The 13,211-nt window shown below is 71.2% G+C and carries 13 protein-coding genes and 1 pseudogene; 2 read left to right on the forward strand and 12 right to left on the reverse strand.

Annotated features, from left to right (window positions below; all coding sequences use genetic code 11):
• Positions 1-190 precede the first annotated feature (190 nt).
• Positions 191-1,651 (forward strand): SDR family oxidoreductase, encoded by a 1,461-nt coding sequence (locus tag ENC19_RS16195; RefSeq protein ID WP_164448018.1) that lies wholly within the window; start codon positions 191-193, stop codon positions 1,649-1,651.
• 205 nt (positions 1,652-1,856) lie between these two features.
• Here ENC19_RS16195 and ENC19_RS16200 read toward each other — a convergent pair whose 3' ends face one another.
• The 3 genes from ENC19_RS16200 to ENC19_RS30285 form a co-directional block, all read right to left on the reverse strand.
• A complete protein-coding gene (locus ENC19_RS16200) occupies positions 1,857-2,501 on the reverse strand; it encodes an alpha/beta fold hydrolase (RefSeq protein ID WP_164448019.1) in 645 nt (214 codons plus the stop codon).
• A 289-nt stretch (positions 2,502-2,790) separates the two neighbouring features.
• Positions 2,791-4,077, reverse strand: coding sequence for a helix-turn-helix transcriptional regulator (locus ENC19_RS31430; RefSeq protein WP_328824268.1), 1,287 nt, complete (start codon positions 4,075-4,077; stop codon positions 2,791-2,793).
• Positions 4,078-4,174: 97 nt separating this feature from the next.
• A complete protein-coding gene (locus ENC19_RS30285; protein WP_235944834.1) occupies positions 4,175-4,504 on the reverse strand; it encodes a hypothetical protein in 330 nt (109 codons plus the stop codon).
• Between ENC19_RS30285 and ENC19_RS30290 the strand changes: the two genes are divergently transcribed.
• On the forward strand, positions 4,503-4,979 hold the full coding sequence (locus ENC19_RS30290; RefSeq protein WP_235944835.1) for a hypothetical protein: 477 nt from the start codon (positions 4,503-4,505) through the stop codon (positions 4,977-4,979). The genes ENC19_RS30285 and ENC19_RS30290 overlap by 2 nt on opposite strands.
• Positions 4,980-5,189: 210 nt before the next feature.
• On the opposite strand, the pseudogene ENC19_RS31845 reads toward ENC19_RS30290, so the two are convergent.
• From ENC19_RS31845 to ENC19_RS16250, 9 genes and pseudogenes are all read right to left on the reverse strand, one after another.
• Positions 5,190-5,843: pseudogene (locus ENC19_RS31845) on the reverse strand (AAA family ATPase); the annotation flags it as partial.
• On the reverse strand, positions 5,837-6,205 hold the full coding sequence (locus tag ENC19_RS16215) for a holo-ACP synthase (protein WP_164448022.1): 369 nt from the start codon (positions 6,203-6,205) through the stop codon (positions 5,837-5,839). The gene ENC19_RS16215 and the pseudogene ENC19_RS31845, both read right to left, overlap by 7 nt.
• Positions 6,189-7,421, reverse strand: a complete 1,233-nt coding sequence (locus tag ENC19_RS16220) for an acyl-CoA dehydrogenase family protein (RefSeq protein WP_164448023.1) — start codon at positions 7,419-7,421, stop codon at positions 6,189-6,191. The genes ENC19_RS16215 and ENC19_RS16220 overlap by 17 nt, the downstream gene beginning before the upstream one ends.
• Complete coding sequence (locus ENC19_RS16225) at positions 7,414-8,016, reverse strand: hypothetical protein (protein ID WP_164448024.1); 603 nt, start codon at positions 8,014-8,016, stop codon at positions 7,414-7,416. Before ENC19_RS16225 ends, ENC19_RS16220 begins: the two co-directional genes overlap by 8 nt.
• Positions 8,013-8,861: a hypothetical protein gene (locus ENC19_RS16230; protein ID WP_164448025.1), complete on the reverse strand. Its 849-nt coding sequence runs from the start codon at positions 8,859-8,861 to the stop codon at positions 8,013-8,015. Before ENC19_RS16230 ends, ENC19_RS16225 begins: the two co-directional genes overlap by 4 nt.
• 37 nt (positions 8,862-8,898) lie before the next feature.
• Positions 8,899-9,156: an acyl carrier protein gene (locus tag ENC19_RS16235; protein ID WP_099845203.1), complete on the reverse strand. Its 258-nt coding sequence runs from the start codon at positions 9,154-9,156 to the stop codon at positions 8,899-8,901.
• A 92-nt stretch (positions 9,157-9,248) separates the two neighbouring features.
• A complete protein-coding gene (locus ENC19_RS16240) occupies positions 9,249-10,637 on the reverse strand; it encodes an alanine racemase (protein WP_164448026.1) in 1,389 nt (462 codons plus the stop codon).
• Positions 10,630-12,021: a preATP grasp domain-containing protein gene (locus ENC19_RS16245; RefSeq protein ID WP_164448027.1), complete on the reverse strand. Its 1,392-nt coding sequence runs from the start codon at positions 12,019-12,021 to the stop codon at positions 10,630-10,632. The genes ENC19_RS16240 and ENC19_RS16245 overlap by 8 nt, the downstream gene beginning before the upstream one ends.
• Positions 12,022-12,032: 11 nt before the next feature.
• Complete coding sequence (locus ENC19_RS16250) at positions 12,033-12,992, reverse strand: 3-oxoacyl-[acyl-carrier-protein] synthase III C-terminal domain-containing protein (RefSeq protein ID WP_164448028.1); 960 nt, start codon at positions 12,990-12,992, stop codon at positions 12,033-12,035.
• Between the last annotated feature and the right edge of the window lie 219 nt (positions 12,993-13,211).

Genomic DNA, 13,211 nt, shown 5'->3' on the forward strand with positions numbered 1-13,211 from the left:
CACCCACTATCCGCCACAGACGGACCGGACCTGAACACATAGACCTGGTCGAGGTGTGACCTCTACGGTCTTCGGGCTGGTGAACAGGCGCGGGATGCGTCGGAGGCCGCGCGGTGCGTACAGTTCCGGGTCGGACTTGGGGTGGGCCGGACGTATTCCGGCGCACGGAACGGGACGAGACAGCGACACCATGACGGCGGACAAAACTACGGAAACCGGTCAAGACCGCATTGACCCGGCCCGGCTGGAGACCTGTCTCAGCGTCTTCGAGGCGTTGGAGGACCTGCCTCCTGATCACCCAGACGTGGTGCGGGTGCAGCGGGCCACCGCGAAGCTCTACAAAATGATCAAGCAGCGGCGACGCGAGGAACGGCGGGATGCCATCGCGGCGGCCGACCGCGCAGTCACGGCGGCCACCGCCACCGGCGCCCCCGGCCGGATCGACGACGAGACCCAGGGCAACCCGCTCGCCTCCCCCACCGTAGGTCCCACGGCCGGCGTCCTGCACAAACCGCGCGGCTGCTACATCTGCAAGCAGCGCTACCGCGATGTGGACGCCTTCTACCATCAGCTCTGCCCGCCCTGCGCCGCGCTGAACCGGGAGCGCCGCAACGCCCGCACCGACCTGACCGGCCGACGTGCGCTGCTCACCGGCGGCCGAGCGAAGATCGGCATGTACATCGCGCTGCGGCTGCTGCGCGACGGGGCGCACACCACGGTGACCACCCGATTTCCCCACGACGCGGTCCGCCGATTCGCCGCGATGCCCGACAGCGGGCAGTGGCTCCACCGCCTGCGGATCGTCGGGATCGACCTGCGCGACCCCGCCCAGGTCATCGCCCTCGCGGACTCGGTCAGCGGCCAGGGACCACTCGACATCCTGATCAACAACGCGGCGCAGACCGTCCGCCGCACGCCTGCGGCGTACGCGCAACTCGTCGCCGCGGAGGCGGCGGCCCTGCCGGACGGCCCGCTGCCGGAGATGATCACATTCGCCAAATCGGCCGGCCGGGGCGACCCGGCGGGCAGCCTGACAGCCCCACTGAACTCGCCCACCATCACCCCGCACGCGCTCACCGCGCTGGCGCTGACCAGCGGCTCCGCCTCACCGGAACGGATCGCGACAGCCAGCGCCATCGACGCCGGCGGTCTGGTGCCGGACCTCGACCCGGTCAACAGCTGGGTGCAGCGGGTGCACGAGGTGAACCCGGTCGAGTTGCTCGAAGTGCAGCTGTGCAACGTGACCGCGCCGTTCGTACTGATCAGCCGACTACGACCGGCGATGGCCGCAGCGACCGCCCGCCGCAAGTACGTGGTGAACGTGTCGGCGATGGAGGGCCAGTTCGCCCGCGGCTACAAGGGACCAGGGCACCCACACACCAACATGGCCAAGGCCGCCCTGAACATGCTGACCCGCACCAGCGCCCAGGAGATGCTGTCCGACGGCATCCTCATGACCAGCGTCGACACCGGCTGGATCACCGACGAGCGGCCACACCCGACGAAGATGCGGCTGGCGGACGCCGGCTTCCACGCCCCGCTGGACCTCGTCGACGGCGCGGCCCGGGTCTACGACCCGATCATCCGCGGCGAACAGGGCGAAGACCTGTACGGCTGCTTCCTCAAGGACTACACACCCTGCGCCTGGTGATCGATGCCCCCTGCCGAAAACCTCATCCACGCAGGGACCGGAAGCACTGGCCGCAAGGACCCGACGACACCGATGGTCAAGCCATGAAGTTCGTGTCGGAGGCCCGACATCGACCAGACAATCAATGATTGTCGTCAACGGTGAGCTGCATCTGGTGGCCCGCTGATGACAGCACCAGCTGCGGCCGGCACCGGGCGTAGCGCCTTCAGCGCGGCAGGTACGCGGTCAGCTGGTCGGCGAGTTGCTTCGGATGGCTGAGCGCCACCGCGTGACCACCGTCGATCTCATCCGGTACGGCATCGAGGCGGTCGGCCGCGACGCGGCGCTGGAAGTCGGGTGGGAAGAACCGGTCTTCACGGGCGATGAGCACCCTCGTCGGCACGTCCGGCCACGCATCCAGGGGCCACGGCTCGCTCCATTCTGCGCTGACCTGGTCGCGGCCGTGCGCCGAAGCCTCCGCGACAATCTCGGCCGGCACGCCGTTGTAGAACTGTTCCTCCTCACTGAGCCCCTCTGCGCTGCGGTGACCGGTGTTGCCCCACCAGTCGTCGGGGCTCTCACCCGGCTTCGGGATCATGGGAGTGAGCAGGACAATGAGCCGCACAGGCAGCTTGTCAGCGACCAGCGGTGCCGTGAACGCACCATACGAGTGTCCGACGACCACGAGGTTGCTGCGATCGCCGACGGCATTGACGACCGTGTCACAGAACTCGGCGAAGCCTGCCGCCCTATCCTCGATCGGCAACTCCGGCACCACCACGTCGTGGCCCCGTCCGGCCAGCTCAGGGGCGAGCAGATGCCAGTCCCAGGAACTGCCGCCACCGCCGTGGATCAGAACGAAAGTCGCCATGCGCCAAAGCCTCGCACCGGGGTACGACAGTCAGTAGCGCCGCTCGATACGCCACAGCCGGCCAACCACCGGCGGCCTGCCAGCAGAATCACGCACCGGGCCGGAAGCATCGTCCCGCGACGACCGGATCTCCGAGTGTGGTGGCCGGCGGCCGGGCGTTCGACTCGGTCAGCTCACGAAGCCAGAGGATCCCGAGGCGGACGTCCGCCCGCCACCAATGGCTCCGAGCCCTGCGAAACACGGCCTGGAACCTCAGCCAGGTCCACCGTTCGAGTGTTCCGGGAGCGCGTCAGGAGGACTGTGCCGACGCGAGCCCGCCGAGGTGGAAGTGGCGTACCAGGGCGGCCCGGTTGGTGACGCCCATCTTGGCGTACACGTGGGACAGGTGCATCTCCACGGTCTTCTGGGTGACGAACAGGCGGGCCGCCACCTGGCGGTTGGTCAGCCCTTCGCTGACCAAGGCCGCCACCTGGGTCTCCCGCCGAGTCAGGGTCGGCGAGCCGCCTTGGCGGCGGGCCCGCCGGGCGCCGCCCGAGCGGCCCGCCAGCAGCCGCCGTCGCTCGGTGTTCACCTGGCGGGTGAAGAGACCGGCGCCGCAGCGGTCGAAGATCTCCTCGGCCAGCCGCAGCGTCGCGACGGCCCGGTCCGGGTCGCCGTCGGCCACCAGCGCTCTCGCGGCCACGATGTGGGCCTGCGCGGCGTCCAGCGGCATCCGGACCCGCGTGAGCGTCTCTGCGGCGGCGGCAGCCGCCTCGGCGGCGGCGGCGGGGTTCGCAGCGCCAGCACCGGGCCCTCGCGGACGCGGCCAGCGCACTGCGGCCCGGCCGGCCGAGTCGCTCGGCCACCTGGTACGCGCGCTGCGCCCACTCCGCCGCTGCGTCCGATCCCCCTCGGCCAGGGTGGCCCGGGTCAACAGTTCGTACCAGCCGACCTGCGCCCAGGGTTCGAGTTCGGGCAGTCCGGCGGTCGCGGCCACGGCCACGCACCCGGCGGCATCCCCCAACGCGAGCAGCGTCTCGGCGTTCGCGCTCAGCGCCAGCCTGCCCGGCCAGCCGGAGGCGGGCAGGTCCGGGGTGTACGGAACCACGGCCGGCTCGACCTCTTCGGTTCCGCTCCAGACGGTCAGCAGTCGACCCATCGCCTCGGCCGCGACGTGCAGTTCCCGGAACTGTGTGCCGGACGCCAGTCGTAGCACCTCGGCGCAGTCTGCGGACGCCTCCGCCAGCCGCCCGGCGCACCGGTGGGCCAGGCTCCGGGTGCACAACAGGTGCAGCAGGGAAAAGTAGCTCCGGGCTCCGGGCGCGACATCGATGGCCCGGCTGAGGTGATGCACCGCGGCGTCGGAGCGGTCCAGCAGGATCTCGCTCCAGCCGACCCACAGGGCGCTCTCCGGCTCGTCACCGAGTTCGGCGTCCAGCGTGGTGTTGAGCTGCAACGCGGCCTGGTTGGTCTCGCCGCCGGCGGCGCGGTTGCCCCGCAGATGGCTCGCCGCCGCGAGCAGACCCAACGCGTGCGCCCGTACCGCCCCGGGATGGTCGTGGCCCGGCGGGCGGCGCCCAACGCGGCTGCCGCCCACCGGCGTGCCTGCCCGGCCCGGCCGCTGGTCAGTTCCACCGCACCGAGCGCGAGTGCCAGCGCCGCCCAGTCCACCGGCTGGGCCTCGTCGGGTCGCGTCAGACCGGTGCGTAGCAGCGCCGCCGCTGCCCGTGCCGGCCGAGCTGGCGTTCGACCCGGGCGCAGAGCAGGGTCGCCGTGGTGCGGTACGCGGACGGGCGCTTGTCGAGCAGCCGCAGGGCGTCGTGCAGTACCGCTCGGGCGGCTCTCGGGTGGCCGGCTGCGGCCAGCGCCTGGCCGAGTCGCACCGTGAGCATCACGCGGGACTCGCCAGGGTTCGCGCTGCTCGGCGAGAGCCGGATCGCGGCACCCAGCCACCGGACGGCGGTGTGCGGGGCCCGGTCGAGCACGGCGGTGGCCGCCTCGCTGAGTACCTCGACGGCGACCATGTCGCCCGGCACCGCCAACCGCAGCAGGTGCGGTGCCTGGGCGGCGGCGCTGCTCCGGCGGCGACGCAGCTCCGCCAGCGCGGGCGTGCGCGGTCAACCGCCAGCCGGCGTCGGTGGTGAGGTACGCCGCGTGTTGGACCACGGGATGTCGGAAGGCGAAGCACCCGCTGCCGGTCACCGGGCGCAGCAGGTCGGCGGCGACGAGTTCGTCGATGGCGGCCGGCACCTGTTCGGTGGCGATCCCGGCTACCTCGGCCAGCAGGCCGGTGTCGACCGGTTCGGGCCCGAGCACCGCTGCGGCCGAGGCCACCAGGTGGGCCGCGCGGGACAGCAGTTCGAGTTCGGCGGCCAACGCGGCCTCCACCTCAGCCGGGAGCGCTCCCAGCTCCACGTGTTCACTCGCCGGGCCATGAGGCAGCGCGCCGGCCAGCAACGCCGACAGGTACTGCGGGTTGCCCTCCGACAGTTCGTGTAACACGGCGCGCTGACCAGCCGACAGCGGTAACTCGGTCAACTCGTCGAGGTGCGCCCGCTCCAGCGGCGTCACCTCGATGCGGGTCACCTGTGCGGCGGTGTCCAACGCCAGCCGCAGCCTGGCCGGCGACTGGCGGCGGCGATGTGCGATGACCAGCAGCAACGGCGTACGCAGGGGCGCGTCGAGCAGGTGGCAGACCAGATCGACGGTGGCCCGGTCGCCGTTGTGCAGGTCGTCGATCGCGATCAGCAGCGGCCGTTCGGCGGCCAGCGTCTCCAGCAACAGCCGTACGGCGCGCAACTGCCGGGCGCCCGCCGGCACCCCGGCCGGCGCCAGTGAACGGGCGCCCGGCAGGCGCAGCGACGGAAAGGTGTCGTTGAGCAGTTGCGCGTGATCGGAGCGGAGTTCCGCCAACCGGGCCTGGGAGACCTGGGGCAGGTACGGGTCCAGCGCGTCGACGATCGCCGCCATCGGCACGTCCGAACCGGGTACCGGTGCCCGGCCGGCGAGCACGTGTACTCCGTCTTCTCGCGCCACTGCGGCCACCTGGTCCAACAGCCGGCTCTTGCCGATCCCCGGCTCCCCCGTCACCTCGACGATTCGTCCCGTGCCGTCGAGTAGGGCGGCCACGGCCGCGGCCAGCGCCGCGCTCTCCCGCTCCCGGCCCACCAACGGCCGGCGGTGCTCGTCGGCCACCGCCGGCGGGCCGGGCGGCAGGGACGACAACGCCCAGCCTGCCGGTCGGGACAGCTCCGAGCTCCGCTGGTGCCGATGGCCGGAACGAATCGAGGACCGGGTCAATGTGTGCTCCTCAGGGACGGTGCGGCGGGATTCCGGTGCTGGTCGACGAACGGGCGTCACCATCCGGCGGCGACCACGGCGACCAGGTCCCGCTTGTGGGTGACGGAGACGGTCACGTGGGTGATCGAGGCCGACCGCGCTGCCTGAGCGGCACTGCCCCGCAACGTGACGTTGGGCGACCCGCCGGGCTGACGCGGCAACGCGATGTCCCGGGGGGCGACCCCCTCGAACAGGCCCGTGCCCAGAACCTTGAGCACGGCTTCCTTCGCGGCGAACCGCCCCACCAGGTACTCCCGACGTCGGCTGTCACCCAGCGCCTCGGCCTGGGCCAGTTCCTCGGCTGCGAAGAAGTACCGCAGGAACCAGCCCCGGCGCAGGAGACGGTCCAGTTCGTCCAGGGCGACAAGATCAATGCCGAGCCGCACCGTCGACCGCCCGCTCCGTTACCGGCTGCGGGGCGGCCCGGTCCCGCAGCAGTCGTTGGAAGACCGACATGGCGTGCAGGTTCGTCGTTCCCTCCATCAGTTCGAACGCCCGCACGTCGCGGTAGGTCTTCTCGACCCAGGGATGCTCGATCAGGCAGGCCGGACCCAGCAGCTCGGCCACGAGCCGGGTGGCGTCCTCGGCGACCCGCGCCGCCCGCGCCTTGACCGCACCGATGCCGGCCACGTCGACGACACCGGCGTCGATGTCGCTGGCCACCGCGTACGTCCGGTGCCGGACCGCGGCGATGCGGTCCAGGATGCTGTCGAGTCGGTGCCGGTCGCGCCTGGGCAACGTCGGGCGGTGCGTGACCAGGTAGTCGCAGGCGGCCTGCGCGCAGCCGATCGCCATCGCCGCGATGCCCGGGCGGAACCGGTAGAGGATGTAGGTGGCACCGTAGAGCCCTCGGCGGCTGGGTGACCGTTGTGCCCCGAGCACGTCCTCGTCGGCCACCGTGACGTCCTGGAAGCGCAACCGGCTGATCCGCGCGCCGCGCAGGCCGACGGTGGGCAGCAGTTCGCCGCTGAACCCCGGCGCGCTGGTGTCCAGCAGCACTGCCTCGATGCCCCACGGCCCGGGTGCTCGCCGGCAGAAGACCACACCGAGTTGAGCGCGTGCACCGTTGCCGATGTAGCACTTCACCCCGTTGAGCAGCCAGCCGCCGCCCGGCGCCGGGGTCAGCGTCGTCTCCAGTTCCGTCGCGGCCGAGCCCTTGCCCGGCTCGGTCAGGGCGAAGAACGTGTGGGTGGGGCTGGACGCCAGCCGACCGAAGTACCGCTTCCGCTGCTGCTCGTCGGCCAGCGCCTGGACGGCCCCGCCGGACAGCGACGGCCCCGGGCTGGCCAGGAGCACGTTGGGATCGCCGTAGGACACCTGCTCGGTGGCGACCACCTGACCGAGGACGGTGCTGCTCACCTCCACCAGCCGCGCCGGGAACTCTCCCACCGACCGGTACTCCGGCGGCAGCATCCCCTGGACGGGAAAGCGCACCTCGGGCTCGTGCAGGAACTCGGTGATGACGTCCGGATCCTGGTCCAGCCGCATTCCGATCGCGCGTAACCGGCCGGCCGCCGCCGCGCAGTAGTCGGCCAGCTCCCGGGTCCGTTCATCGAGCAGGTCCGTCCCGGCGGACGCGGCGGCCTCGCGAAGCTCATTCATCGGCGTCCTCCGTGTCGGCATGCAGGTAGACGTTGCCGACCACCTCGGCGAGGTGCAGATCGCCGGCGGGTCCGTCGGCGAGGAAACCGCTGGCGCCGAGCAACCGCAGCAGGTCCCGGCCGATGTCGACCAGCCGCAGGTGACAGCGCCACCGGGCGTCCCGGTCGGCGTGCCGACGCGCCTCGGGAACGGCCGTGTCCTCGGCCAGCCGCAGCGCGATGTCGGCCAGTTGCCCGGCCACGAGTTGCTTGGCCAGCAGCGTGGTGTTCCCGGAGGTGCGTCCTTCCAGGTGACGCAACGTGTGGGTGAGGGTGGTGTCGAGCAGTTCGCGGTGCGCCGCCAACAGGGCCACCGCGAAGCGGTCGGCGGCCGGCCCTTCGCCGAAGGCGGACTCGGGGGTGGCCTCGGCGACGGCGAGGCCGAAGCGGGTCAGCGGCCCGGCCGGCGCGTCGGGCAGCGCTACCGTGGAGGCGAGAACATGGCCGGTGGGTGACGCGACCAGCCGGCCGGGTGCCACCCGACCGTGCAGCGCGTCCAAGACGAGGGGGTAGGGCGTCCCCGCCGTCTGCGGCGACGCGGGGGGTGCGGGTTTCATGGTCGGGCCTCCCTGCGCTCGGGCGCGCCGGCGTTGGACAGTACGGCGAGTTGGCTGCGTCCGGTCCGCGGATCGGTGTCACAGAGGACGAGGTTGGCGTAGCGGGTGGCCCATTCCTCGTGGTGTCGGGCCAGGTCCAGCCAGACGCTGGTGCAGTAGCCGCCGGGCTGGCAGCGGTGCACCGGCAGATCGACGCCGCTGAGCTGATCGTCCGCTGGCCACGGGCCGGCGACCAGCAGCGTCGGCCCCGGCGGCAGCGCCGTGCGGTGACCGGCCAGCAGGTCACCCAGCGGTACGTCCGCGCCGGCCACCCGGCTCGCGGTGAAGCGAAAACCGGATCGGGAGTCGGTGTCGAAGTAGAGCAGGACGCCGCTGTCCAGCAGGGGGGTGTCGTGCACCAGCGGATCCCGGTACGGCAGCGTGGTCTGTTCGCAGACGAACAGGGCCAGGCTGGCCTTCTTGCCGGACCGGGTGTACGCCTCGGCGACGCGCAACGCGGTGAACGGCGCCTGCAGGCCCTGCTCGGAGACGGCGAAGCTGTGGCTGCGCCCGCCGAACAGGGCGTTGAGCCGCGTGGTGACGGTCTTGAGGGGATATCGGTCGGGCAGGCCGTAGGCCAGGATCAACAGGTCCGGCGGCCCGAACGGACTCGGGCGCCGGTCCATCAGTTCCTCGGCCAGTTCGCGGAACCCGATGTTCCGGGACTGCTTCATCAGGTCCTCGTCGACCTCGATGCCGTACGGCGCGAGCAGATCCCGGTGGTAGGCCAGCAGGGCCTCGTCGGGTTCGTAGGGAAGGCCGTCGGGGCGTACGAGCGCTGCCGCGCCGCGCAGGGTCAGGGACATGACCACGTCCTCGGTGATGGGGCGGTGGGCGCGACGGTCAGGAACTCACCTTCCGCGCACGCTCCAGGAAGTCCGTCAGGGTGCCCACCGTGCGGAAATCGTCCATGTCCAGGTTCTCGGGATCCACCTCGATGCCGATGTTGTCCTCCAGCGCCATGAGCAGTTCGAGAATGGCGGTGGAGTCCAGGTGCATGTCCTCGAAGAGCCGGGTTCCCTCGGCGAGCGGACCGAAGTCGCGCATCAGCACCTCGGTCAGCGCGGCCCGGATGTTCTCGACGATCTCGTGGCGTTCCATGTTTCTTCCTCTCGGGATACCCGGTCCGCGGGACCGGGTGACGCGGGACTGCTGGGGTCGGCGGCGGTCACCCCGACGGCGGTGGGACGGGCTCAGGTCGCTGCCCGTCCGGCGGGCACCGGTGCGGACGACGGCTGCGGCGGGGCACCGGCTGACGGCTGGCCCGGCGGCGACGCGCTCGCGAGCGGTGCGGCCGGCACGACGAGGTGCTGCGGCCGGAGCAGGTCCTCGACGGTGTCCGCGCGGCGGACCAGGTGCGCCACGCCGTCGAGGACGAGCACCTCCGACGGGTGACCGTGGCTGAGAAAGAGCACCGGAGACGCGCTCGGCCCGTAGGCGCCGGAGCGCTCGACACCGATCAGGTCGCCCGGGCGGACCTCGGGCAGCGGCACCTTCTTGCCGATGACGTCGTTGGGGGTGCAGAGCGGACCGGTGACGGTGTAGTCGCGGGTCGGCGGGTCGGCGGGACGGCTCAGCGACCGGATGGGGAAGTTCCGCTTGACGAAGCTGCCGATGCCGACCGCCGCCATGTGGTGGTTGGTGCCGCCGTCGGCGACGACGAACCACCCGCCGCGCGACTCCTTGACGTAGCGTGCCCGGAGCACGTAGGTCCCCGCCCAGCCGACCAGATAGCGGCCCAGTTCGGTGATGACCCGGGTGTCGGGGTGTTCGTCGCGGAATCGCGCCACGGCGCCGTTGACGCCCTCGGCCACCGCCTCGATGTCGAGGGGGGACTCGTTGTCGAAGTAGGGGACGCCGAAGCCGCCACCGACGTCGACGACGTCCAGCGGCAGGTCCAGCGCGGTGGCAAGCTCCGCCGCCGCGGTGAGCACACTGCGGGTGTTGTGCGCGATGTCAGCGGCGTCGAGGATGCGGGTACCCATGTAGGCGTGCAGACCGATCACCCGTACGTGGCGCAGCGCGCGCAGGGTCGAGCCGGCCGTGGCGACACGTTCCTGGTCGATGCCGAACTGCCGGGGCTTGCCTCCCATCGCCAGCCGGGAGCCCTTGGTGGCGAACGACGGGTTGACCCGCAACATGACCCGCACCGGCTCGCCGGGGGCGTCGGGCAGCGTCGACGCCATCGCGTCGACGGTGCTGACCTCCTCGAGCGACTCGCACACGATCGCCCCGATACGCTGCTCGATGCAGGCGGCCAACTCCGCCACCGACTTGCCGGGGCCGAGGAAGATGATGTCCCGCGCCGGCACCCCGGCCCGGCGGGCGGTCACCAGTTCGGCCAGGGACGACACCTCGGCGCCGGCGCCCAGGGAGTGCAGCAACGCACAAACGCTGATGTTGGGGTTGGCCTTCAGCGAGTAGTAGATCTCGACCGACGGGTCGAGCAGATCCCGCAGCTGTCGGTACGTCTCGCGGATGACCTCACCGTCGTAGAGGTACAGCGGCGTGCCGTACCGCTCGGCCATTTCGGCGACGGGCAGGCCCTGGACGGTGTGGCCTTCGACGGCCGCTTCAGGCATGGCTCTCCTCCGCAACGGACAAGGTGGTGACGGCGGCCTGGACCGCGCGGTCAAGGTCATCGAGCCGGTCCCGGTCAGCGGCGACCAGCAGGGCGTACAGCCGGCCGTCGAACGGCTCCGGTGGGCCACCGGCGCCGACGGGCAGCAGCGCGTTGGCGGTGACGGTGGCGAAGCAGGTGACCAGCACCCGCTCGGTGTCCGGCGCGGTGGCCACCGTGGCCAGTGCCCGACGTACGGCGTCGAACTCCAGGGACGCGGCGAGCCGCAGGGGGTAGTGCCGGGCCAGCGCGACGGTCCCGGGCGGCTGGCACAGCTCGGTGACCCCGCCCTGGTACGTCGACATGTTCAGCCGGGCATTGATCTCCAGCACCGGGTAGACCGTCTCGTCGGCGCCGACGATCGCGTCGACACCCACCACGCCGTGGTAGCCGTCGGCGTACAGCCGGTCCGCGACCGCACCGGCGGCGTACTCGATCTGCCGGTACTGCCCGTCACTCAGCTCTGCCGGCATGAGATGGCCCTGGTGCACACCCTGCGCGGTCAGCGCCTGCTTGACGAAGTCGAGTTCGGCCCGCCCGTCGCGGGCGATGGTGATCTGGTAGTTGAGGTCGCACCGCTTGGGCAGCCATTCCTCGACCACCACGTGGATCCGGTCGTCGCCGGTGCGCGCGGCCCGACGGTCCACCATGCGCAGCAACTGCGCCGCCCGCCCGGGGTTTTCCAGCACCAGCAGTCCCTTGCCAGAGACGCCGTAGGCGTCCTTGACGACGAGTGGTTCGCCCGACTCCAGCCGGAGCCGGTGGTGGGTCAGCACCTCGGCCAGTTCCTGCCGGGTCTCGCAGCAGACTCCGGGTACAGGTCGCAGGCCGGCCGCCTCGGCCAGCCGCCGACCATAGATCTTGCTGTTGACCCGCTCGACCACCGCAGCGGCCGGGGTGGCCAGTGTGAGGCCGCTGCGCCGGGCCAGCTCCTCCTCGTCGGAGGTGGTACCCATCGGCAGCAGGTGGGCACCGGCCGCACCGAGCTGGCGCAGCCGATCGAGCAGGACCGGTGAGTCCAGCGCGTTCGCGGTGGTGGATCGCTCGGGCCGGCAGTTCTCGGGCACCAGCATGGTGGGCAACGCCAGGCCCTGCCGCGCCAGGTAGTCCCGGTAGTCCGGGTCGAGTGGGCGGCTGAGCAGAATCGCGTCGCCGGCGCCGGCGAGCAGCACGCCCAGCTCCTCCAACGCGGCGACCACCGGGCGGGTGGCACCCGATGGTACGGGCAGTCCCACGTGGTTGCGGGCCCATTGGGCCTCGGCCTCGAAGTTGCACAGCAGCACCAGCGGCGTGTCGGCCGAACCCGTCAGGGCGCGCTTCAGCTTGCGTAGGTATCCGGTGGACATGCTCGGCTCCCTCAGCACTCGACGACCATGGCGGAATAGGTGGCGCCCAGGCCGACGGCGGTGACCAGGTAACGGCCTCCCGCGACCAGCGCGCCACGGCCGGCGAGCGTCGCGAGGTTGAGGAAGGGGTCCGCGCAGGAGCAGTGCGAGTACTCGCCGACGTTGTCCAGGAAGACCCGGTCCCGGTCCAGCCCCAGGGTGGCGCAGATGGTGATCCAGGAGGAGACGTTGACGTTGTGCGGGATGACCATGGTGATGTCGTCCAGGTCCAGCGCGGCGTCGTCCAGCGCCTCCCGGATCACCTCGGCCAGGTGGGTGTGGTACGTGCTGCCGAAGCGGTGCAGGGCCTCCCCGGCGAGTTGGTACCCGTCGAAGAACTCGCCCACCGTGCGGGAGGCGTACGACAGCACCCGGGTGCCCGCACCGCCAAGTCCGATCAGGCAGGCGGAGGACGCCTCGCCGATGATCGAGGTGTTCCAGAGCACCTGGATCGCCCTGGTGAACGGCTGTTCGCCGGTGAGCACCAGCGCGAGGGCGGCGGGATCCCCGTCGGCGCGCAACAGCTCGCCGGCGATCTCGACGGCGAGCAGGCCGCTGGCGCAGGCGTGTTGGGTCACCGCGAACGCCTCGGCGTTGGTGAGGCCGAGGCGTTCACGCAGCGTGTCGGCCGCGACCAGGGTGGTCGGGGTGAGGTCCTGCGCGGTGTGCGCGAAGATCAGGTAACGGATGCGGTCGCGCTCCTCGACGGTGGACAGCAGGGCCTGGGCCGGCGGGCAGACCAGGTCGAAGAGCCCGAGGTCGGGGTCGATGCGCAACCGGTCCAGCCCGCGGATGCGGCGGAACAGCCGGGTCTGGTAGCGGTTCAGGCCCAGCCCTGCCGCGATCTCCTCCACGGTGACCGAGCGTTCCGGTGCGTACGCCTCCATCCGGCGCAGCACGACATCGGACCGGGTCGGTGCCAGCGTGGTCATGGGGCAATCCTCCGGTCATTTATTGATCGTCAGACGCCACTACGTTAGGAGCCGGTCACAGGGCGGGCAATGGGGTAATCCCCAGTATCCCGAGGACCAAGAAGACCGGATAAAGAGACGTTGCAGATTGTAATCCAGAGCAGACAATTCACTCGCTTTGCCGACCATTCATCGCCAAACCCCTGGCAATTCGTACCGAACAGGACGTACGGACCACGT

This window comes from Verrucosispora sioxanthis (assembly GCF_010560025.1).
GTDB lineage: Bacteria > Actinomycetota > Actinomycetes > Mycobacteriales > Micromonosporaceae > Micromonospora > Micromonospora palythoicola.

Excerpts from the sequence above, each read along its gene's own strand:
- ENC19_RS16195 (WP_164448018.1), top strand. The coding sequence starts at position 191 with ATGACGGCGGACAAAACTACGGAAACCGGTCAAGACCGCATTGACCCG.
- ENC19_RS16200 (WP_164448019.1), bottom strand. The coding sequence starts at position 2,501 with ATGGCGACTTTCGTTCTGATCCACGGCGGTGGCGGCAGTTCCTGGGAC.
- ENC19_RS30290 (WP_235944835.1), top strand. The coding sequence starts at position 4,503 with ATGTCGCCCGGCACCGCCAACCGCAGCAGGTGCGGTGCCTGGGCGGCG.
- ENC19_RS30285 (WP_235944834.1), bottom strand. The coding sequence starts at position 4,504 with ATGGTCGCCGTCGAGGTACTCAGCGAGGCGGCCACCGCCGTGCTCGAC.
- ENC19_RS16220 (WP_164448023.1), bottom strand. The coding sequence starts at position 7,421 with ATGAATGAGCTTCGCGAGGCCGCCGCGTCCGCCGGGACGGACCTGCTC.
- ENC19_RS16225 (WP_164448024.1), bottom strand. The coding sequence starts at position 8,016 with ATGAAACCCGCACCCCCCGCGTCGCCGCAGACGGCGGGGACGCCCTAC.
- ENC19_RS16230 (WP_164448025.1), bottom strand. The coding sequence starts at position 8,861 with ATGTCCCTGACCCTGCGCGGCGCGGCAGCGCTCGTACGCCCCGACGGC.
- ENC19_RS16235 (WP_099845203.1), bottom strand. The coding sequence starts at position 9,156 with ATGGAACGCCACGAGATCGTCGAGAACATCCGGGCCGCGCTGACCGAG.
- ENC19_RS16240 (WP_164448026.1), bottom strand. The coding sequence starts at position 10,637 with ATGCCTGAAGCGGCCGTCGAAGGCCACACCGTCCAGGGCCTGCCCGTC.
- ENC19_RS16245 (WP_164448027.1), bottom strand. The coding sequence starts at position 12,021 with ATGTCCACCGGATACCTACGCAAGCTGAAGCGCGCCCTGACGGGTTCG.
- ENC19_RS16250 (WP_164448028.1), bottom strand. The coding sequence starts at position 12,992 with ATGACCACGCTGGCACCGACCCGGTCCGATGTCGTGCTGCGCCGGATG.